We start from the raw sequence: 21733 nt of genomic DNA on the forward strand, positions 1-21733 counted from the left end.
AGCGGCTGTTCTGGTCGATAGTTGAGCCTCGCGTGCGCCCGGGGTGTCCCAGCCACTACTATGGACCGCCCACCCAACCCCTTCCCGTCGCGCCCCATGCCTGTCGTCCCGCCCGGCCCGCCCGCACCGCACCGTCGTGACCACCCGCTCGCCCAGGCCCTGCGCCGCGATCGCTGGCGGGTGGTGCTCGGCTATCTGGTGCTGGCCCTGGTCTGGATCCTGTGCAGCGACGCCGCCGTGCAGGTGCTCACCGCCGACCTGGCCACGGCCGCGCGCTGGCAGACCGCCAAAGGGGCGTTCTTCGTCATCCTCAGCGGCGCGCTGATCTACCTGCTGCTGCGCCCGCTGGCCCACCACGTGCTGCAGACCCACGCGAAGCTGGAGCACTCCGAGCAGCGCCACCGGCAGCTGTTCGAGGGCAACCCCGGGCCGATCCTGGTGTACGACCTGGACACGCTGGAGATCCTGGACGTGAACCCGGCCGCGTGCAGCCTGTTCGGCTGGACGCGCGAGGAGTTCACTGCCCTGCCGATGACCGCGCTGTGGCCAGCGGGCGACGAAGCAGTCCTGGCCGCCAAGCTTGACCAGATCCGGGCCCAGCCGGACCAGCTGTGCGTGCTTACCGCCGACCTGCTGTTGAAGGACGGCAGCCCGCGGCGGATCGAAATGCGCAGCAACTACCTCGATTACGCCGGCCGCCCGGCGCGGCTGCTGATCGCCATCGACCGGACCCGCGAAGACCAGGCGCTGCGCCGCCGCGACCAGGCCCTGGCCCGTGTCGAGGAAGCCCATGAAATGGCCCGGATCGGCGCGTGGGAAGTCGACCCCGCCACGGGTATGGGCCAGTACTCCAACCAGGTCTACCACCTGCTGGGCCGGCGTCCACCGGAAGCGCGGCGCTGGCACCGCTTCGACGAGCTGCTGGTGCCGGCCGATCCGTCCACCGCCGCACTGAGCGAACAGCTGCTGCAGGACATGCGGGGTGAGCAGGTGCAGATCGACGTACTGCTGCCGCTGCTGGCCATGGACGGTCGCGCCTTGATGGTCCACCTGCGCGCCGAGAGCGGCACCGACGACGCCGGGCGCCCGCGCGTGCTGGGCACCCTGCAGGATGTCACCGAGCGCGAACACTCGCGGCGCCTGCTGCGCGAGCGTGAGGAGCAGTTCCGCGAACTGGTCCGGGTGCTGCCCGACGGCGTGGTGATCCTCTCCGACGAACACGTGCTGTATGCCAATGCCTGCGCCGCGGCCCAGTTCGGCTACGGGCAACACACGCTGCTGGGCGAGCCGCTGTCGGCGCTGGTAGCCGCCACCGACCTGTCCCGGGTCCGCGCGCAGCTGTTCGCCACCATTCCCCTGCCCAGCAGCGGCAGTGAAGTCATCGGCATGCGCCGGCTGGACGGCGAAGGCTTCCAGGCCGGCCTGGCGGTGGGCGAGGTGCGTTACGGCGGGCGCAACTGCAAGCTGCTGATCGTGCGCGACCTGAGCGAGCCGGAGCGTATCCGCGAGGCGCTTGAAACCAGCAACCGCGAGCTGCAGGCCATGGCCGGGCGCCTGTTCTCGCTGCAGGAAGACGAGCGCCGCGCGATCTCGCGCGACCTCCACGACGATATCGGCCAGGCCATCACCGCCATGAAGCTGTCGGCATATGCGGCGCAGGATGAAGCCGATCCGCAACGGCGCGGCGAAGACCTGGAGCAGATCATCCAGCTGGCCGACACCACGGTGGGCAAGCTGCGCGACATCTCCACCCTGCTGCGCCCGCCGCAGCTGGACGCACTGGGCCTGGAGGCGGCGTTGCGCTGGCAGGCCGGGGTGCTGTTCCGTTCCTCGCCGATCGAACTGCTGGCCGACATCGCGGCGCTGCCGCGACGGCCGCAGGGTGAGATCGAGCAGGCCTGTTTCCGCATCGCCCAGGAAAGCCTGACCAATGTGCTGCGCCATGCGCGCGCCAGCCAGGTGCACCTGACGCTGCAGGACGTGCAGGACCATGGCCTGCACCTGCAGGTGCGCGATGACGGCGAAGGTTTCGACCCCGACGGCCCGCGCGGACTGGGCCTGATCGTCATGCGCGAACGCGCGCAGAGCGCCGGCGGCACCCTCAAGATCGAGTCGGCGCATGGCGCCGGCACCCTGGTCGACCTGTTCCTGCCTTACCGCAGCGATGGCGTGGCCACCCCCGATACCGTGGAATATTGAGTGATGTGGAACCCTTCCCTGCCCCTGGTCAGCATCGAGGACGCGCCGCCCCGGCTGGGTGCCGGCAATCCTGCGCTGCAGGCGATGGTGGCCGAGGCCGCCTCCGGTGGCACGCCGTTGATGCTGATGCACGTGGATATCGACCACTTCGCGTCGGTCAACGAGAACATGAGCGCCGAGGTCGGCGATCAGGCGCTGGTGCTGGTGGCCCAGCGCCTGCAGCACCACCTGCGCGGGCGCGGCAAGCTGTGGCGGCATGGCAGCGATGAATTCCTGATCGCGGTACCGCGCACCGCCGACCTGCCACTGCCGGACGACCTGGCCGAAGAGATCCGGCAGCAGCTGGAGCTGCCGCTCTCGGTGCTGCCGTATACGCTGTTCATGACCGGCAAGCTCGGCGTCAGCCTGTGTCCGGAGCATGCGACAGAGACCTCGCGCCTGCTCGACCATGCCGAGGACGCGCTGTACCAGGCCGCCCGCGAGGGCGGCAATGCCGTGCGCATCCACGCGGTCAATACCCCGTCCAGCGCGCACAGCGAGAGCATCATCGCGCGCCAGATCGTGGACGCCATTCCCAATGGCGAGCTGAAGCTGCGCTACCAGCCGCTGGTGAGCGCCCGCGATGGCCATGTGGTCGGGATGGAGGCGCTGCTGCGCTGGCAGTCACCGACGCTGGGCATGCTGGTGCCGGAGCGTTTCATGCGCACCGCCGAGCGGCTGGGCATCATCGTGCAGATCGGCACGTGGGTGCTGGAAGGCGCACTGAAGCAGGCCAGGCTCTGGCGGGACCTGGGCTTCGATGACTTCACCATCGCGGTGAACGTGTCGACGCTGCAGCTGCTGCGTCCGAACTTCTTCGGTGAGGTGATGGCGCTGATGCAGACCGCCGGCGTGCCGGCGCAGATGCTCACGCTGGAAATCAACGAAAGTGCGCTGACCAACAACGTCAATTTCGTGCACGAAACGCTGGTGAACCTGCGCAATGAAGGCATCAGCCTTAGCCTGGACAACTTCGGCACCGGCGATTCCAGCCTGAGCGCGCTGGTGCGCTATCCGGTGGACAAGCTGAAGATCGACCGCAGCTTCATCAAGAGCGCGCCGGCCGGAAACCGCGAGGCGGCCATTGCGCGCGCGATCATCGCCATGGGCCACCAGCTGGGCATGACGGTGATCGCCAACGGGGTGGAGTCGCAGGCACAGCTGGGCTTCCTGCGCCGCAATGACTGCGACGTGTTCCAGGGTTACCTGTTCGGCGAGCCGATGTCGGCCGACGCGGCGGGCATGACCCTGCGCCGGCGCTACCTGCGCCCGGAAGCGTTCGCCGAAACCCGCCCGGACCGCACGCTGCTGCTGCTGGACGACGAGGAGAACGTGCTGCGTTCGCTGGTGCGCCTGTTCCGCCGCGATGGCTACCGGATCCTGGCGGCGGGCAACGTGCGCGATGCGTTCGACCTGCTGGCGATCAACGATGTGCAGGTGATCCTGTCGGACCAGCGCATGAGCGACATGAGCGGAACGGAGTTCCTGGGCCGGGTGAAGATGCTGTACCCGGACACGATCCGGCTGGTCCTGTCGGGCTACACCGACCTCAACACGGTGACCGACGCGATCAACCGCGGCGCGATCTACCGCTTCCTGACCAAGCCCTGGAACGACGACGAGCTGCGCAAGCACATCCACCAGGCGTTCCGCACGCACGAAGAGCAACGCCGCGCCAATACCGCCCAACCTGTTGCGATACCGGCGCCGGAAGGCGAATGAAACTGGTTGATTGATCCCAATCCCAATGGGCCCGTAAAAACTAGTAGCCCCGGCCGTTGGCCGGACACCGCGCGCAGCGCGGCCCAGGCATCCGAAGGCGGCAAGAACACCGCAATCAGTGAAATGTCCGACGTGTAGAGCATCCGAGGCCGCCCATCAGGCGTTCATGAACCTGGAACGAAAGGCATCCGGCCAACGGCCGGGGCCAACGGGTTCCGTCAACGCGGCTGCTTGATCGGCAACACCAACCGGAATCGCGAACCTACGCCCGGGGTGCTGTCCAGGTCGATCCGCCCGTGGTGTTTGTTGATGATGCTGTAGGAGATCGACAGCCCCAGCCCGGTGCCACTGCCCACCGGCTTGGTGGTGAAGAACGGGTCGAAGATGCGCTGGCGCAGGTCCGGCGAAATGCCGCCACCGGTGTCTTCGAACTCCACCCAGACGTAGTCGCCGTCCACGCCGGTGCGCACGGTGATGGTGCCGCGCTCGGCGATGGCGTGGCCGGCATTGAGCAGCAGGTTCATGTAGACCTGGTTGAGCTCGGACGGCAGGCATTCCACCAGCGGCAGCTGGCCGAACTCGCGGTGCAGCGTCACCTTGTACTTGAGCTCGTTCCAGATGATGTTGATCGTGGACTCAAGACCCGAGTGCAGGTCGACCAGCTTCCACGATTCGTCGCGGCCCGAGTACGAGAAGTCCTTCAGGTCACGCACGATCCGGGTGACCCGCTCGATGCCTTCGCGTGATTCGGCCATCAGCTGCGGCAGGTCGCGGCTGATGAAATCGATGTCGAAGCGGTTGCGGATATCGTCGATTTCGGGAATCAGCGCCTTCGGGTCCGGCGCGCGCAGTGCCCGCTCGTAGGCTTCGATCACGGTGAACAGGCTGCGCAGGTATTCCTGCAGGCTGCCCAGGTTGGAGTGCACGTAGCCGATGGGATTGTTGATCTCGTGCGCGACGCCGGCGGCGAGCTGGCCGATGGAGGCCATCTTTTCCGACTGCAGCAGTTTTTCCTGGGTGCCGTTGAGGCGCAGGTAGGCCTGGCGCAGCTCGGCGTGGCGCTGCTGCAGCTCGCGTTCGTAGTCTTCCTGGCCTTCGATGCGACGGAACAGCGCCAGGTAGTGAAGCCGGCCGGCGTCTTCCTGCTGGTAGACATGCGCGATGACCATGCGTTCGCCCACGGGCAGGCTGCCGTTCCAGTGGCCGTGCAGGCGCGCATGCTCCAGCGCATCGGGCGGCAGCAGTTGGCGCAGCCATTGCGCGGGATCCACGCCGGCATCGATCTCGGCCTGGCCGAGCATGCCGCGCACGGCGGCGTTGGCCACGGCCACGCTGCCGTCATCACGGAACAGGAGCACGCCTTCGTTGATGCGCTCGAACAGTGCAAGCAGAACCGGCTGCGGCGGCAGCGGTGCGGTGACAAAAGTGGTGGGCGCGGTCACGGTCACATCGGGCAGTCGAAACAGGTGCCCACTATATCCGTGTTGGCGCCTAGGCGACCGCCAGCGGCCTGCGCGTATGCAGGGTGTTGGCCTGGCCCTTGGCGTCGTACGCCGAGGAGGCTTCGCTGCGGCCCAGCTGGCGCAGTGCCCAGTTGACCTCGCGGCGGCGGCGCGCCAGCAGCACGCCGTTGGCGCGGTTGCGCTCGGCCAGCTCCTGCAGGCGTTCGTTCTGCCCCACCGGCAACACCTGCTCCAGCGCACGCAGCGCATCGAGCTTGGCGCTGGTGGCGCGGATCAGGGACTGGACGTCATGCTCCACCAAGGCCTGGCGTTCGACGTCCAAGGCATCGCTGAGGCGCTGCAATGGCTCGCTCATGGCCAGCTTCATTTCTGCAGCTGCTGGTCCAGCTCAAGCATGCGCGAGGCGATCGCGTCCGGATTGATCTTGTAGGTGCCGTTCTGCAGCGACTCGCGCACGGCCTGCACGCGGCCGGCATCGATCGCCGGGGCGGTGCTCAGTTCGCGCTGCAGCGCCTGCAGGCTGGTGGCCTCGCCGGTCAGCTTCAGGCTGTCGGCCGCTTCCACCGGCCGCGCCGGGGCATCGGTGCTCACGCTGGGCTTGTTACCCGGCGCAATGCTGCGCAGATGGGCGGTCGCCTGCAGGTTGCCGTCGATTTTCTGGCTCATGGGTTGTCCTGGGAGTTACGGTTCACAAGGGATAACGGCACGGGGGCCGGCATCTTTAGGAGATTTTGCGTGCTGGAGTGGTCAGCGCGTCACAAAAACGTCGCCGCTGGCCGCCACAGTGCCCTGGACCACCTTGCGTGACGACAGATTTTCCACGGATACGCGTTCATTTTCACCTGCATCGGCCAGTGCCTTCCCCGCCACCCGGACTTCGACCCCGCCGAAACGGGAGACCAGGGCGACGCTGTCGCCGCGGCGGATGAGACGCTGGGCGACCAGGTCGTTGGCCGACAGCAGGCTGCCGGCACTCAGCGTACGCCGCGCCACCCGCCCCACCGCCACGGCCGGGTCGGCCAGGGCGGCACCGGCAATCCGGGCCACGTCTCGCTGTGCCGTGGTGATATCGGCCACCCCCAGCGTTTCTCCAGCGGCAATGCCCCGATTGAGGATCAGCACGGTCTGGTTGCGGCGCACCTTCACCGGTACGAACAGGCGCCAGCCGCCCGCGTCGGGGCAGCTGACCTCCACGGTGCTGGTGCCGGTGGGCTGGGCGCGCAGGTCCTGGCCGCAGGCCGGCAGGCGCAGCGCCGAATCCAGGGTGGTGTCGCCTTCGCTGCCCACCGGCAACGTGGACAGCGCGGCGGCGCGGATGCTGTCCACCGGCTGCCAGCCGCCAGCGGCCCGGGCGTGCGGGGACGCACCGGCCAACGCGATCAGCGCGACAACTATAGGAAGGATACGCATGGCGGCTCCGGGGCAAGGCACATGCGCAGCACCCTGCAAGGGCCGTGCCGTTCATGCACGGCGCGCGGCGCTCAAGTGATTGCCAATGCCGCCGATACATCCCCCATGTCACATGACCTGCTCAACCGCATCGACCAGCGCACGCGCCTGGCGGGCCACAACCGCCTGGCCCTGCTGCTGTTCCGCCTTGGCGGACGTCAGCTTTTTGGCGTCAACGTGTTCAAGGTGCAGGAAGTCCTGCGCCGGCCGGACCTGTTCCAGGTACCCGGGCTGCCCAGCCAGTTCGCCGGCGTGGCCGACGTGCGCGGCCGCTCGGTACCGGTGCTGGACCTGGGCCTGGCGATCGGCCACCCCGAGCGCGAGCCGGACGCCGACAAGTCGCCGGGCTACCTGGTGGTGACCGAATTCAACCGCTCGATCCAGGGCTTCCTGGTCAGCGGCGTGGAGCGCATCGTCAACATCGCGGTCGAAGACATCCACCCGCCGCCGGAACTGGGCGCCGAATCGAGCTACCTGACCGCCGTCACCCGCTTCCAGGGGGAGCTGATCCAGGTGATCGACGTGGAAAGCGTGCTGGCCGACATCGCGCAGGTGCGTGGCGAGGCCGTGCTGGACCCCTCGATGGCGCTGCCGGCGGACGCCCCGCAGCTGCAGGTGCTGGTGGTGGACGACTCGCGCGTTGCCCGCCAGCAGATCCGCAGCGTGCTGGACCAGCTGGGCGTGGGCGCCACCCTGCTCTCGGACGGCAAGCAGGCCCTGGACCACCTGCTGCAGATCCACGCCGCCGGCGAAAACCCGGCCGAGCGTTATGCCATGGTCATTTCGGACATCGAAATGCCGGCCATGGACGGCTACACCCTGACGACGGAAATCCGTCGCCATCCGGGCCTGGCCGGCCTGTACGTGCTGCTGCACACCTCCCTCTCGGGCGTATTCAACAACGCCATGGTCGAGCGGGTCGGCGCCAACGCCTTCGTGGCCAAGTATTCGCCACACGAACTGGCCGATTTCGTGCTGGATCGCCTCCGGAAGGTCGCCCTGGCGGCCTGACCGGCCGTTGACCTTGGTTGATTGATCCGGACCCCAATGGGCCCGTATGAATTCGTAGCCCCGGCCGTTGGCCGGACACCGCGCGCAGCGCGGCCCAAGGGTCCGGAGCCTGACAGGCTGTCGGTCGGGACCGTACGTCCGGGTGTGCAACCAGAACGAAACCGTGTATCAGGCGACATGAGCGCGTGACGGGCGGCTTCGGAACCTCAAAACGCCGGGATGTTGGCCGCGATCGATAACCCGCCGGCTTCGGACGCTTGGGCCGCGCTGCGCGCGGTTTCCGGCCAACGGCCGGGGCTACGAATTCTTACGGGCCCATTGGGATCCCGGTCAATCAACCAACGCCTTCGGTTCGGCGCGGTTGCCCGTTCTGGCACGGCCCTTGCAGCCTCCCCCACATCGTCCCGTGGGAGAGCGCCATGCCCAACCTGATTTCCGACTATCTGGGTGTCCATGCCCAGGCCATGCCGTTGCGCGAGCAGCGGATGAAGCTGATCGCCAGCAACCTGAGCAATGCCGATACCCCCGGGTACAAGGCCCAGGACCTGGACTTCGATGCCGCCCTGCGCAATGCCCAGGGTGCCGACAGCAACGGGCTCATGCGGACCACCAATGAGCAGCACTTCAGCATCGGCGGTGGGCTCAACCCGTTCCAGATCACCAAGGAAGGCGTGCAGCCGAGCATCGACGGCAATACCGTCGATCCCGATGCCGAGCGCGCCGCCTATGGCCGCGCCGCGCTGGAATACCGCGCCTCGCTGAGCTTCGTCGAATCCAAGGTGCGCTCCATGCTCACCGCGATCACGGGGCAATAAGCCATGAGCAACCTGCCCATCTTCGATATCGCCGGCTCCGCGCTGCAGGCCCAGTCCGTGCGCATGAGCACGCTGGCCTCCAACCTGTCCAACGCCGACACCGTCGCCGGCTCGGCCGATGCCGTGTACAAGCCGCTCGAACCGATCTTCCAGTCGGTCACCAGCCGCACCGACCCCAACATCACCACCGTCCAGGTCAAGGAAATCAGCCAGAGCAACGCCGCGCCGATCAAGCGCTACGAGCCCGGCCACCCGCTGGCCGATGGCGATGGCTACATCTACCAGCCCGATGTCGACCCCGTCGCCCAGATGGTCAACCTGATCTCGACCTCGCGCAATTACCAGGCCGGCGTGGAGATGCTCACCACCGCCAAGGAACTGGCGCTGGCCACCCTGACCATGGGTCGCTGACCCTTCTTATTGCAGGACATACCGTCATGAGCAGCACCAGCGGCGTCGGCAACACCGACATCTACAGCGCCTTGGGCCTGAACGCACCCAACAGCAGCACCACCAAGAAGAAGGACACCCTGGACCAGGCCGACTTCCTGCGCCTGATGACCGAGCAGCTGCAGCACCAGGATCCGCTCAAGCCCATGGACAACACCCAGATGGTGGCGCAGATGGCGCAGCTGTCGCAGGTGCAGGGCATCAATGACCTCAACAGCACCGTCCAGGGCTTCCAGGAATCGATGGCCGGCGACCAGGTGCTGCGCGGCGCGGCGCTGGTCGGCCATGACGTACTGGTGCCCTCCACCAAGTGGCAGCTGGAAACCGAAGGCGATACCAGCGGCATGGTCGCTGCGCCCGGCGCCGGCTACGTCACCGTGGACATTACCGACGCCAACGGCGTGAAGGTGACCCAGCTCAGCGTGGAAGCCAAGGAAGCCGGCGAAGTGACCTTCAACTGGGATGGCAAGGATGCCAACGGCAACCGCATGGCCGCCGGCAGCTACGCCATCGCCGCCACCCACACCGACAGCGCCGGTACCCAGACCAAGATCAACACCTACGTCGAAGCACCGGTGGAAAGCGTCACCGTCGGCTCGGACGGCCTTTACCTCAACCTCAAGGGCCTGGGCACGGCCCCGATCGACTACGTGCTGCGCGTCAGCTGAGTCCCTTCGTCACGCATCCAAGGAGAATCCCATGGGCTTCAACATCTCGCTGTCTGGCATCAATGCCGCCAATGCCGACCTGAACGTCACCGCGAACAACATCGCCAACGTCAACACCACCGGCTTCAAGGAATCGCGCGCCGAGTTCGCCGACCTGTTCTCGGCCACCAGCTATGGCCTGTCCAAGAATGCAGTAGGTTCGGGCGTGCGCCTGACCAACGTGGCCCAGCAGTTCTCGCAGGGCAACAACGAGCAGACCGGACGCAGCCTGGACATGGCGATCTCCGGCGAAGGCTTCTTCACCATGAGCATGAACGGCGCCCGCGTGTACTCGCGCGCCGGCAACTTCCAGACCGACCAGGCCGGCTACGTGACCAACCCGCAGGGTGCGCGCCTGCAGGTGTTCGCGCCCAACGCCGACGGCACCAGCTTCGACAGCGGCCGCCTGACCGACCTGCAGCTGCTCACCACCGACAGCCCGCCCAAGCAGACCGGCAAGGTCAACGTGGCGTTCACCCTGCCGGCCAACGCCAAGCAGCCGACCCTGGCCACGTTCGACCCGACCGATTCCAACAGCTACAACCAGTCCACCGGCGGCATCACCGTGTACGACTCGCTGGGCGTGAGCCACACCCAGACCTCGTACTTCGTCAAGACGGCCACCGCCAACGAATGGCAGGTCTACAACTACGTCGATGGCCAGGCCGTGGGCACCCCGACCACGTTGACCTTCAACGATGCCGGCGCGCTGACCACCCCGGCCAACGGCCAGATCGTGATGGACCCGTTCACCCCGACCACCGGCGCCGGCACCCTGGCGATGACCCTGGATGTCACCGGGTCGACCCAGTACGGCGAGAAGTTCGCGCTGCGCAACACCCAGCAGGACGGCTACGCCGCCGGCAAGCTCAACGAAATCACCGTGTCCGAAGAGGGCGTGGTCTATGCCCGCTACACCAACGGCGACGACAAGCCGCTGGGCCAGGTCGCGCTCACCACCTTCAACAACTCGCAGGGCCTGGAAGCCAAGGGCAACAACCTGTGGGTGGAAACCTTCAGCTCCGGCACCCCGCGTACCGGCGCGCCCGACAGCTCCAACCTGGGCAAGGTGCAGGCCGGTTCGCTGGAAGCCTCCACGGTCGACCTGACCGAGCAGCTGGTGAACATGATCACCGCCCAGCGCAACTTCCAGGCCAACTCGCAGATGGTCTCCACGATGGACCAGATCACCCAGACCATCATCAACATCCGTTGATGAGCCACTGATCGCAGCAGCACGGGAATACAACGATGGACAAGGCACTCTACGTCGCGATGACCGGTGCACGTGCGTCCCTGCAGGCGCAGGGGACGCTGTCGCACAACCTGGCCAACACCGATACGCCTGGATTCAAGGAAGCCCTCGCCAATACCGAGGCCTTCCCGATCAAGGGTGCCGGCTACGCCTCGCGCGTGGATGCCCTGCACGTGGACGCCGGCTTCAACCGGCGCCAGGGCGCGCAGCACATCACCGGCAACGCGCTGGACCTGTCGCTGGACGCAGGCAACTGGCTGGCGGTGCAGGCGCCGACCGGGGGCGGTGAGGCCTATACCCGCGGTGCATCGCTGTCGATCACGCCCAATGGCCAGCTGGTGACCGCCGGCGGCCATCCGGTGCTGGACGAGAACGGGGCGCCGATCGCGATTCCGCCGCACCAGGCGATGGACATCGGCAACGACGGCACCATCTCGATCATCCCGCAGGGCGAAGGCCCGCAGACCATGGCGGTGATCGGCCGCCTGCGCGTGGTCGCCGCCGAGGATGCGCGGCTGGAGCGCGGGCTGGACGGGTTGATGCGCAACACCGACCCGCAGCAGCCGTTCGTGCAGGCCCAGGGCAAGTCGCTGGACAGTGGCCAGCTCGAAGGCAGCAACGTGGATGCCGCCGGCGCACTGGTGCAGATGATCCAGCTGCAGCGGCAATACGAAATGCAGGTGAAGGTGATCAAGCACGGCGATGAAAACGCCCGCAGCGCCAACTCCCTGCTGCGCCTGGGCAGCTGACCGGCCGCCCCGACGTAATTCCGGCGCGGTTGTGGCACGCGCCATGCATCAGCCAGGACAACGGCCACCTCACGTGGCCACCCGCATCAACACAGGAACAAGGCCATGAACCAGGCATTGTGGATCGCCAAGACCGGACTGGATGCGCAGCAGACGCGCATGTCGGTGGTTTCCAACAACCTCGCCAACACCAACACCACCGGCTTCAAGCAGGACCGTGCCAGCTTCGAAGACCTGCTGTACCAGCAGGTGCGCCAGCCCGGCGGTTCCTCTTCGGCCCAGACGCAGCTGCCCACCGGCCTGCAGCTGGGTACCGGCGTGCGCGTGGTGGCCACCTCCAAGAACTTCGAACAGGGCAGCCAGCAGCAGACCGGCCGGGCGCTGGACGTGATGGTGAACGGTCGCGGCTTCTTCGAAGTGCAGATGCCCGATGGTTCGTCGGCGTATACCCGCGACGGCTCGTTCCAGCGTAACCAGCAGGGCGAACTGGTCACCAACAGCGGCTACCCGGTGCAGCCGGGCATCCAGATTCCCGAGGGCGCGCAGTCGCTCACCATCGGCACCGACGGCACCATCAGCGTGAAGATGGCCGACGACGCCGCCTCGGTCGAAATCGGCGCGCTGACCCTCACCGACTTCGTCAATCCGGCCGGCCTGCAGGCACGCGGTGAAAACCTGTTCCTGGAAACCACCGCCTCGGGCCCCGCACAGAACGGCAACCCCGGCCTGAACGGCCTGGGCAGCGTGGTCCAGGGTGCGCTGGAAGGCAGCAACGTCAACGTGGTCGAAGAGCTGGTGTCGATGATCGAAACCCAGCGCGCCTACGAAATGAACGCCAAGGCGATCTCCACCACCGACTCCATGCTCGGCTACCTCAACAACAACGTCTGATCGGTTGAACCGGGAACCTGCCATGTCGCCTCTGCGCCCTACCCTTCGCCTGCTGCTCGCCAGCGCCGTGACCGCCCTGCTCGGCGGCTGCGTCATCGCGGGCGATGTGCGCCCGTATCCGGCAATGGCGCCGGTCGTGCCCGTGGTCGCGCCCAGCGCGCCGGCCACCGCCGGGGCGATCTACGCCTCGGGCCCCGGCCTGCAGCTGTATTCGGACCGCCGCGCACGTGATGTCGGCGACCTGCTCACCATCACCCTGACCGAAAGCACCACCGCGCAGACCACCGCCAACACCAGCACCGACAAGGAATCCAACCTCGCGCTGGGCACGCCCACGCTGTTCGGTGCGCCGGTGACGCTGGGCGGCAAGGACATCCTGGGCGCCAGCGCGACCGGCTCGCGCGACTTCACCGGCAAGGGCACCAGCGCGCAGAGCAACCGCCTGCAGGGCAGCGTGACGGTTACCGTGATGCAGCGCCTGCCCAACGGCAACCTGGTCGTGCAGGGTGCCAAGAACCTGCGGCTGAACCAGGGCGACGAGCTGGTGCAGGTACAGGGCATCGTGCGCGCGGCGGACATCTTCCCGGACAACACCATTCCCTCCAGCCGCGTGGCCGATGCACGCATCGTGTACGGCGGTCGTGGCCCGGTCGCCCAGTCCAATGCGATGGGCTGGCTGAGTCGTTTCTTCAACTCGGCGCTGGTGCCGTTCTGAGATGCATATGAAATTTTCCCGGTTCCCACACATCGCCGTTGCGTTGTTGGCGCTCTTGGTCGCAGCGCCGGCCTCCGCTGAGCGGATCAAGGACCTGGCGCAGGTGGGCGGCGTGCGCGGCAATGCGCTGGTCGGCTACGGCCTGGTCGTCGGCCTGGATGGCAGCGGTGACCGCACCAGCCAGGCCCCCTTCACCGTGCAGAGCCTGAAGAACCTGCTGGGCGAGCTGGGCGTGAATGTGCCGGCCAACGTCAATCCGCAGCTGAAGAACGTGGCTGCCGTGGCGATCCACGCCGAGCTGCCGCCGTTCGCCAAACCGGGCCAGCCGATCGACATCACCGTGTCCTCGATCGGCAACGCGGTGTCGCTGCGTGGCGGTTCCCTGCTGATGGCGCCGCTGCGCGGTGCCGATGGCCAGGTCTACGCCATCGCCCAGGGCAACCTGGTGGTGGGCGGCTTCGGCGCACAGGGCAAGGATGGCTCGCGGGTATCGGTCAACGTGCCCAGCGTCGGCCGCATTCCGAATGGCGCCACGGTCGAGCGTGCCCTGCCCGACGTGTTCAGCGCTGGCGGCGAAATCACGCTCAACCTGCACAAGAACGACTTCACCACGGTGTCGCGCATGGTCGCCGCGCTGAACAACGCCTTCGGCGATGGCGCCGCGCGCGCCGTGGACGGCGTCACCGTGGCGGTGCAGTCGCCCAACGACCCGGGCGCGCGCATCGGCCTGCTGGCCCGCATTGAAAACCTGGAACTCACCCCCGGCACCGCGCCGGCCAAGGTGGTGGTCAACTCGCGTACCGGCACCGTGGTCATCGGCGCGCAGGTGCGGGTTGGCGCGGCGGCCATCTCGCACGGTTCGCTGACCGTGACGATCAACGAAAACACCAACGTCAGCCAGCCCAATGCCTTCGCCGGTGGCCAGACCGTGGCCACGCCGCAGTCCACCATCACCGCCACCAACGACGGCAGCCGCATGTTCAAGTTCAACGGCGGCAGCACCCTGGATGAGATCGTGCACGCGGTCAATGCCGTGGGCGCCGCCCCGGGCGACCTGATCGCGATCCTGGAGGCGCTCAAGCAGGCCGGCGCGCTGAGTGCCGAACTCGAGGTGATCTGATGCGCATCCAACCGTCACTGGAGCTCAATCCGGCCCAGGCCAACAGCCCGGCCAAGGTCGACAAGGTCGCGCGCCAGCTCGAAGGCCAGTTCGCGCAGATGCTGGTCAAGAGCATGCGCGATGCCAGTTTCGGCGATTCGCTGCTGCCCGGCGAAAACCAGATGTTCCGCGACATGTACGACCAGAAGATCGCCGAATCAATGACCAAGGGCCGTGGCCTGGGGTTGTCGGCGATGATTTCGCGCCAGCTTGGCGGTGGCGGGAGCGACGCTGCCAAGCCCACCGACACCAGCCTGAATCCCGCCGCGGCGCTGCGCGCCTACCGGCTCAACGCGCCGGCCGCTGCGCCGATGGCCCTGCCCGCTTCCGGTGCAGCGCCTTCCGCACCAAGCGAAGTGGACCTGCTGCAGCAGCTTGGCGGGCAGGCACCGTCGGCGGTGCTGCAGCCGATGGAGCGTGCGCTGGACCTGATTGCCGGACGTGAAAGCAGCCAGATGCATGAAGCGATCGGCCGCAGCGATCCGTACGGCGCCGCGCCCGCCACCGATACGTCCGGCGAAAACTGGGCAATGGCCGACGACCGTTGGCGCGACGTCGGCACCACCGCCGCCACCACCGGCCCCAGCGCCGTGGACACGCTGGCCGGCAGCACCGCCGCCGCCCAGCTTGGCGCACATACCCCCGAAGGCTTCGTGGCCAGCATCTGGGGCCACGCGCAGCAGGCCGCGCGCGAACTGGGCGTGGACGCCAAGGCGCTGGTCGCCCAGGCCGCGCTGGAAACCGGCTGGGGCCGCAAGCTGGTGCAGCGCAATGGCGGCGGCAGCTCGCACAACCTGTTCGGCATCAAGGCCAGCGGCTGGAGTGGCGAGCGGGCCACCAGCGGCACCCATGAGTACGTCGATGGCGTGCGCCGCAATGAAACCGCCAGCTTCCGGGCCTACGGCTCGGTTGGCGACAGCTTTGCCGACTACGTGAAACTGCTCAAGAACAGCCCGCGCTACCAGAACGCGCTGCAGGCCGGCGGCGATGTCCGTGGCTTCGCCCAGGGCCTGCAGAAGGCCGGCTACGCCACCGACCCCAGCTACGCGGCCAAGATCGCCGCGATCGCCGGCGGCCCGACCATCGAGCGCGCCATCGCCGCCGTGGGCGATGCCAGCCAGCGCCTGGGCCGCACCTTTGCCAGCACCGCCAGCCCCGCCGGGCTGGGGGCAATCCGTCGTTGAGGTAACCCATGTCCGTACTTTCCACCGGCACCAGCGCCCTGCTCGCCTTCCAGCGCGCACTGGCCACCACCAGCCATAACGTCGCCAACATCAACACGCCCGGCTACAGCCGGCAGAAGGTGGACTTTGCCACCGCCAGCCCGCAGAACCTGGGCTATGGCGATATCGGCAACGGCACCCGCATCACCGACGTGCGCCGCGTGGCCGACCAGCTGGCGATCTCGCGGCTGCTCGACAGCAGCGGCGAACTGGCGCGGCTGAAGCAGCTGTCCACCCTGGCCGACCGCGTGGATTCACTGTTCTCCGATACCGCCACCAATGTGTCCGGCGTGTGGTCGAACTTCTTCGACACGGTCAGCGGCCTGTCCTCCAATGCCTCGGGCACCGCCGACCGCCAGAACGTGCTGGACAACGCCGGCACCCTGGCCAGCCGCTTCAAGCAGCTCAATGAAAGCCTCAATTCGCTCAATGGCGAGGTCAACAACGGCCTGATTGCCGGTGCCTCCGAAGTGAACCGGCTGGCAGCGGAAATCGCCCAGCTCAACGGCGCCATCGGCAGCAATGCCAATACCGCCGCACCGGACCTGCTCGACCGCCGCGACCAGCTGGTGGCCAACCTGATCGGCTACACCGGCGGCACCGCGGTGATCCAGGACGGCGGCTTCATGAACGTCTATACCGCTGGCGGCCAGGCCGTGGTGGTGGGCACCACCGCCAGCAAGGTCACCACCGTCACCGACCCCTACCAGCCCGAGCGCCTGCAGCTGGCGATGGAAACCCAGGGCCAGAAGATCACCCTGGATCCGAAGAGCCTGGGCGGCCAGATCGGCGGCCTGCTCGAATTCCGCGATTCAGTGCTCACCCCCACCCAGGCCGAGCTGGGCAAGCTCGCCGTGGGCCTGGCCAGCAGCTTCAACGACACCCACCACCAGGGCGTTGACCTGTACGGCAACATGGGCGGCGACTTCTTCAACTACGGCAGCCCGCGCGTCACCGGCAACACCGGCAATACCGGCACCGCCAGCTTCAGCGCCAGCTTCGGCGACCTGTCCAAGCTGGACGGCCAGAATATCGTGCTGAAGTTCGATGGCGGTGCGTGGCAGGCCACCCGCGCCGACACCGGTGCGGCCGTGCCGATGACCGGCACCGGCACCGCCGCCGACCCGCTGGTGCTCAACGGCGTGGAAATGGTGATGTCCGGCGCCCCGGCACAGAACGACCGCTTCCTGCTGCAGCCCACCGCCGGCGTGGCCGGCACCCTGTCGGTGGCGATCACCGATACCTCGCGCATTGCTGCGGCTGCGCCGATCAAGGCCGCCGCAGGCCTGAGCAACACCGGCACCGGCAAGGTCAGCGGCGTGGCGGTGAGCGACTACACCAACGCCAACCTGCGCAATCCGGCCGCGATCGTGTTCACCAGCGCCACCGAATACACCATCGATGGCACCGGGCCGTTTACCTATACCGCTGGGCAGACCATCAGCGCCAATGGCTGGAGCTTCGTGCTCGATGGCGCGCCGAAGGTCGGCGACAGCTTCAACATCAGCCCCACCCCGGCCGGCTCCAGCGACAACAGCAACGCGCTGCTGCTGGCCAAGGTGGAAGACGCCAAGACCTTCAACGCCGGCACGGTCACCCTCAACGGTGCCCTAGGCGGCCTGACCACGCTGGTGGGCTCGGCCGCACGCGCGGCCGACTACTCGCTGCAGGCCCAGCAGGTCATCACCGACCAGGCGCAGGCCTCGCGCGACTCGGTGTCCGGGGTCAACCTGGACGAAGAAGCCGCCGACATGCTCCGGCTGCAGCAGGCCTACCAGGCCGCCTCGCAGCTGATTTCCACTGCCGACACCATGTTCCAGACCATCCTGGGAGCCGTTTCGCGATGAACAACCGAATCTCCACCGGGATGATGTTCAACCAGTCCATCTCGATGATGATGGCCAAGCAGAGCAAGATGAACCACCTGGAGCAGCAGCTGGCCACCGGCAAGAAGCTGGTCAGCGCCAAGGACGACCCGGTCGCCGCCGGCACCGCGGTCGGCCTGGACCGCGCCGTGGCCGAGCTGGACCGCTTCGCCCGCAATGGCGATGTGGTCGAAAACCGCCTCGGCCTGCAGGAAAACGCACTGGCCCAGGCCGGCGAAATGATGGCCCATATCACCGAGCTGACCATCCAGGCCAACAACCCGGCACTGTCGGCGGCCGACCTGAAGTCGATCGCCTCGGAACTGAAGAGCGTGCGCGACGGCCTGCTGTCGCTGGCCAATTCCACTGACGGCACCGGCCGCTACCTGTTCGGTGGCACCGACGACGCCGATGCGCCGTTCAAGCTCAGCAATGGCGTGGTCACCTACAACGGCGACCAGACCCAGCGCCAAGTGGAAGTAGCGCCGGACACCTTCGTCAAGGACGCCCTGCCCGGCAGCGAGATCTTCCTGCGCATCCGCACCGGCGATGGCACCCTGGACGGCGGCGCGGCCGGCACCAACACCGGCACCGGCGTGCTCACCACCTTTGGCCGCGACCCGGCTTCCGGCAACTGGGATGGGGCCAGCTACACCCTGCGCTTCACCGGCCCGGACGCCTATGAAGTGGTGGATGCGACCAATACCGTGGTCAAGACCGGCGCCTTCAAGGCCGGCGAAGACATCACGTTCGAAGGCGTTTCCATGCGGATCGAAGGCGAACCCAAGGCCGGCGACAGCTTCGGCATCGGCGCCGCCGACGCCCGCGACATCTTCTCCACCCTGGACGGCATGATCAACGCGCTGGACAACGCCGCCGACGATCCGACCGCCGTGGCCCGCCAGCAGAACATCCTGCAGGCCGGCATCCGTGACGTGGCCCGTGCCTCGGAGAAATTCATCGACGCCCGCGCCGCCGGCGGTGCGCAGCTCAAGGCCATCGACGATGCCGGCGCCTTGCGCGACGCCAACGGCGTGACCCTGAAGACCACCCTGTCGGCCATGCGCGACCTCGACTACGCCGAAGCCATCGGCCAGTACCAGCTGGAACAGATTTCCCTGCAGGCCGCGCAGACCATTTTCACCCAGATGCAGCAGATGTCGCTGTTCAACGCGATCCGCTGACATAGCGCGCACGCCGGGCGCAAAACGCCCCGCGCTGCAGGCTGTTGCGCGTGTTCCGGCCCCTGCCGGACGCGCGCAACCACCGACCATCACCCTACCCGGGTGATGTTTTCTGCGTATTTTTTCTCAAGGCTTCGCGCCAACCGCCGTTATCTCTCCTGCAACAGCTGCATCCGCCACGGGTGCGGTCTCTGCGTCAACTCCGGGTGCACGCCGCGGCCGGAACTTGCCCACAGGAAAGAGAAAAATGGCACAAGTAATCAATACCAACGTGATGTCGCTGAACGCTCAGCGCAACCTGTCGACCAGCGGTTCCAGCCTGGCCACCACGATCCAGCGCCTGTCCTCGGGCCTGCGCATCAACAGCGCCAAGGACGACGCCGCCGGCCTGGCGATTTCCGAGCGTTTCAGCACCCAGATCCGCGGCCTGGACGTTGCGGTTCGCAATGCCAACGACGGCATCTCGCTGGCCCAGACCGCCGAAGGCGCGATGGTGGAAATCGGCAACAACCTGCAGCGTATCCGCGAACTGTCGGTGCAGTCGGCCAACGCCACCAACTCCGACAGCGACCGTGAAGCGCTGAACGCCGAAGTCAACCAGCTGGTCTCGGAAATCGACCGCGTCTCCCGCCAGACCAACTTCAACGGCACCAAGCTGCTGGACGGTTCGTTCTCCGGCGCGCTGTTCCAGATCGGCGCCGATTCGGGCCAGACCATCGGCATCAACAGCATCGTCAACTCCAGCACCTCGGAGCTGGGCAACGGCCTGTACGCTGCCAAGCAGACCTCGACCGCAGCGGCCCTGACCGGCACCGCGACGGCCGCGGGCACTGTCAGCGACATGGAAATCAATGGCGTTGCCATTGCTGCCGTGGACGTTGCCGTGGGCGACAAGGCCGCCGACGTCAGCAAGAAGGTGGTCAATGCCATCAACGACAAGATGGACCAGACCGGCGTGTACGCCTCGCTGGACAAGGACGGCAAGCTGGAACTGACCTCGCTGAAGTCGGGCAAGGATTTCGAGTTCACCACCGCCACCACCGATGCCACCGGCCTGACCGTGGCCATGGCGGGCATTGGCGCCACCGCCGATGCGGACGCCCGTGACACCGTCAGCGGCGTGGACATCTCCTCGGTCGCCGGTGCCCAGAAGGCGCTGTCGATCGTGGACGACGCCCTGAAGGCGGTGAACTCCTCGCGTGCCGACATGGGTGCGATCCAGAACCGCTTCACCTCCACCATCGCCAACCTGAACACCACCTCGGAAAACCTGTCGGCCTCGCGCAGCCGTATCCGCGACACCGACTACGCCAAGGAAACCGCCGAACTGACCCGCACGCAGATCCTGCAGCAGGCCGGCACCGCGATGCTGGCCCAGGCCAACCAGTTGCCCTCGAGCGTCATGAGCCTGCTGAACGGCTGATCCCGCACAAGCACGCGTCACAGAAAACCCCGCTCCGGCGGGGTTTTTTGTTGACAAACGCAAATTTCGCCCGCTGGGCCCTAAAGGTTCCGGCCGGGGTGTCGTTAATGATTTCAACCCGGGCACATCGCCCATTGCCTCCCCCGGGGCACCCCAAAAACCAGCAGTACCTTCGTATCCAGGAGCACGGAAATGGCACAAGTCATCAACACCAATGTGATGTCGCTGAACGCACAGCGCAATCTGTCGACCAGCGGTTCCAGCCTGGCTACCACCATCCAGCGCCTGTCCTCGGGCCTGCGCATCAACAGCGCCAAGGACGACGCCGCCGGCCTGGCGATCTCCGAGCGCTTCAGCACCCAGATCCGCGGCCTGGATGTTGCGGTTCGCAACGCCAACGACGGCATCTCGCTGGCCCAGACCGCCGAAGGCGCGATGGTGGAAATCGGCAACAACCTGCAGCGCATCCGCGAGCTGTCGGTGCAGTCGGCCAACGCCACCAACTCCGACAGCGACCGTGAGGCGCTGAACGCCGAAGTGAAGCAGCTGACCTCGGAAATCGACCGCGTTTCCCGCCAGACCAACTTCAACGGCACCAAGCTGCTGGACGGTTCCTTCTCCGGCGCGCTGTTCCAGGTCGGTGCGGATTCGGGCCAGACCATCGGCATCAACAGCATCGTCAACGCCAGCGCCAGCGCACTGGGCGGCGCCAAGTTCGACAAGAACACCTTCACCGTCGCCGCCCCGGGCACCAATGCCGCCGCCACCATCAAGGGCATGGAAATCAAGGGCGCCGATGGCAAGTCGTACAAGCTGGACGACATCGAAGTGAAGGCCGGCGTCGACGCCGCCGCCACCCAGAAGGCCACCGCCTCCGCCATCGCCGCCGCGATCAACGCCAAGATGGACCAGACCGGCGTCTACGCCTCGGTCGATGCCGCCACCGCCGGCAAGCTGGACCTGACCTCGGTGCAGAACAACGTCGCCGACGACGGCACCTTCAATGCCATCGCCGTGACCATGGGCACCTGGACCGGCGCCACCGCACCGACCGCGCCGACCCCGACCGCCGACGCCACCGGCCTGACCGCGCAGTTCGCCAGCAACCTGAACATCTCCACCTTCACCGGTGCGCAGCAGGCCCTGTCGATCGTCGACAAGGCGCTGACCGCAGTCAACTCCTCGCGTGCCGACATGGGTGCGATCCAGAACCGCTTCACCTCCACCATCGCCAACCTCGGCACCACCTCGGAAAACCTGTCGGCCTCGCGCAGCCGTATCCGCGACACCGACTACGCCAAGGAAACCGCCGAGCTGACCCGCACGCAGATCCTGCAGCAGGCCGGCACTGCGATGCTGGCCCAGGCCAACCAGTCGCCCTCGAGCGTGATGAGCCTGCTGCAGGGCTGATGCC

At 67.0% G+C, this 21733-nt stretch carries 20 protein-coding genes; 16 read left to right on the top strand and 4 right to left on the bottom strand.

The window, feature by feature from the left end; all coding sequences use genetic code 11:
- Positions 1–96: 96 nt before the first annotated feature.
- Entirely contained in the window at positions 97–2199 is a 2103-nt protein-coding gene (locus QE395_RS09570; RefSeq protein WP_095364312.1) for a PAS domain S-box protein, read from the top strand.
- A 3-nt stretch (positions 2200–2202) separates the two neighbouring features.
- Positions 2203–3960 carry an EAL domain-containing protein gene (locus QE395_RS09575; RefSeq protein ID WP_095364313.1) on the top strand — a complete coding sequence of 586 codons (1758 nt, stop codon included), beginning with the start codon at positions 2203–2205 and terminating at the stop codon, positions 3958–3960.
- 218 nt (positions 3961–4178) lie between these two features.
- Here QE395_RS09575 and QE395_RS09580 read toward each other — a convergent pair whose 3' ends face one another.
- The 4 genes from QE395_RS09580 to flgA form a co-directional block, all read right to left on the bottom strand.
- A complete protein-coding gene (locus QE395_RS09580; RefSeq protein ID WP_179197305.1) occupies positions 4179–5408 on the bottom strand; it encodes an ATP-binding protein in 1230 nt (409 codons plus the stop codon).
- A 43-nt stretch (positions 5409–5451) separates the two neighbouring features.
- The gene (locus tag QE395_RS09585; protein WP_093532818.1) at positions 5452–5790 is read right to left on the bottom strand and encodes a flagellar protein FlgN; all 339 of its coding nucleotides are present in this window, start codon (positions 5788–5790) and stop codon (positions 5452–5454) included.
- On the bottom strand, positions 5787–6089 hold the full coding sequence (gene flgM, locus QE395_RS09590) for a flagellar biosynthesis anti-sigma factor FlgM (RefSeq protein ID WP_068851758.1): 303 nt from the start codon (positions 6087–6089) through the stop codon (positions 5787–5789). The genes QE395_RS09585 and flgM overlap by 4 nt, the downstream gene beginning before the upstream one ends.
- Before the next feature lie 81 nt (positions 6090–6170).
- On the bottom strand, positions 6171–6833 hold the full coding sequence (gene flgA / locus QE395_RS09595) for a flagellar basal body P-ring formation chaperone FlgA (protein ID WP_306988785.1): 663 nt from the start codon (positions 6831–6833) through the stop codon (positions 6171–6173).
- Between the two features lie 105 nt (positions 6834–6938).
- Between flgA and QE395_RS09600 the strand changes: the two genes are divergently transcribed.
- The 14 genes from QE395_RS09600 (at position 6939) to QE395_RS09665 (ending at position 21729) form a co-directional block, all read left to right on the top strand.
- Complete coding sequence (locus tag QE395_RS09600) at positions 6939–7883, top strand: chemotaxis protein (protein ID WP_068851752.1); 945 nt, start codon at positions 6939–6941, stop codon at positions 7881–7883.
- Between the two features lie 419 nt (positions 7884–8302).
- Entirely contained in the window at positions 8303–8698 is a 396-nt protein-coding gene (gene flgB / locus QE395_RS09605; protein WP_068851748.1) for a flagellar basal body rod protein FlgB, read from the top strand.
- A gap of 3 nt (positions 8699–8701) precedes the next feature.
- A complete protein-coding gene (gene flgC, locus QE395_RS09610; protein WP_068851745.1) occupies positions 8702–9109 on the top strand; it encodes a flagellar basal body rod protein FlgC in 408 nt (135 codons plus the stop codon).
- A 26-nt stretch (positions 9110–9135) separates the two neighbouring features.
- A complete protein-coding gene (locus tag QE395_RS09615) occupies positions 9136–9816 on the top strand; it encodes a flagellar hook capping FlgD N-terminal domain-containing protein (RefSeq protein ID WP_306988788.1) in 681 nt (226 codons plus the stop codon).
- A 31-nt stretch (positions 9817–9847) separates the two neighbouring features.
- On the top strand, positions 9848–11071 hold the full coding sequence (gene flgE / locus QE395_RS09620) for a flagellar hook protein FlgE (protein ID WP_068851739.1): 1224 nt from the start codon (positions 9848–9850) through the stop codon (positions 11069–11071).
- 35 nt (positions 11072–11106) lie between these two features.
- A complete protein-coding gene (locus tag QE395_RS09625; protein WP_068851737.1) occupies positions 11107–11859 on the top strand; it encodes a flagellar basal body rod protein FlgF in 753 nt (250 codons plus the stop codon).
- A 105-nt stretch (positions 11860–11964) separates the two neighbouring features.
- Positions 11965–12750 carry a flagellar basal-body rod protein FlgG gene (gene flgG / locus QE395_RS09630; RefSeq protein ID WP_068851734.1) on the top strand — a complete coding sequence of 262 codons (786 nt, stop codon included), beginning with the start codon at positions 11965–11967 and terminating at the stop codon, positions 12748–12750.
- A gap of 22 nt (positions 12751–12772) precedes the next feature.
- Complete coding sequence (gene flgH / locus QE395_RS09635; RefSeq protein WP_068851731.1) at positions 12773–13465, top strand: flagellar basal body L-ring protein FlgH; 693 nt, start codon at positions 12773–12775, stop codon at positions 13463–13465.
- Positions 13466–13472: 7 nt separating this feature from the next.
- Complete coding sequence (locus QE395_RS09640) at positions 13473–14585, top strand: flagellar basal body P-ring protein FlgI (RefSeq protein ID WP_095364315.1); 1113 nt, start codon at positions 13473–13475, stop codon at positions 14583–14585.
- Positions 14585–15808 (top strand): flagellar assembly peptidoglycan hydrolase FlgJ, encoded by a 1224-nt coding sequence (flgJ, locus tag QE395_RS09645; protein ID WP_095364316.1) that lies wholly within the window; start codon positions 14585–14587, stop codon positions 15806–15808. Before QE395_RS09640 ends, flgJ begins: the two co-directional genes overlap by 1 nt.
- An 8-nt stretch (positions 15809–15816) precedes the next feature.
- Entirely contained in the window at positions 15817–17694 is a 1878-nt protein-coding gene (flgK, locus tag QE395_RS09650) for a flagellar hook-associated protein FlgK (protein WP_095364317.1), read from the top strand.
- Positions 17691–18896, top strand: a complete 1206-nt coding sequence (flgL, locus tag QE395_RS09655; protein WP_095364318.1) for a flagellar hook-associated protein FlgL — start codon at positions 17691–17693, stop codon at positions 18894–18896. The genes flgK and flgL overlap by 4 nt, the downstream gene beginning before the upstream one ends.
- A 247-nt stretch (positions 18897–19143) precedes the next feature.
- The gene (locus tag QE395_RS09660; protein WP_306988794.1) at positions 19144–20319 is read left to right on the top strand and encodes a flagellin; all 1176 of its coding nucleotides are present in this window, start codon (positions 19144–19146) and stop codon (positions 20317–20319) included.
- Positions 20320–20511: 192 nt separating this feature from the next.
- Positions 20512–21729 carry a flagellin gene (locus tag QE395_RS09665; RefSeq protein WP_068851718.1) on the top strand — a complete coding sequence of 406 codons (1218 nt, stop codon included), beginning with the start codon at positions 20512–20514 and terminating at the stop codon, positions 21727–21729.
- Positions 21730–21733 lie beyond the last annotated feature (4 nt).

The organism is Stenotrophomonas sp. SORGH_AS_0282 (genome assembly GCF_030818125.1).
Taxonomy (GTDB): domain Bacteria; phylum Pseudomonadota; class Gammaproteobacteria; order Xanthomonadales; family Xanthomonadaceae; genus Stenotrophomonas; species Stenotrophomonas rhizophila_A.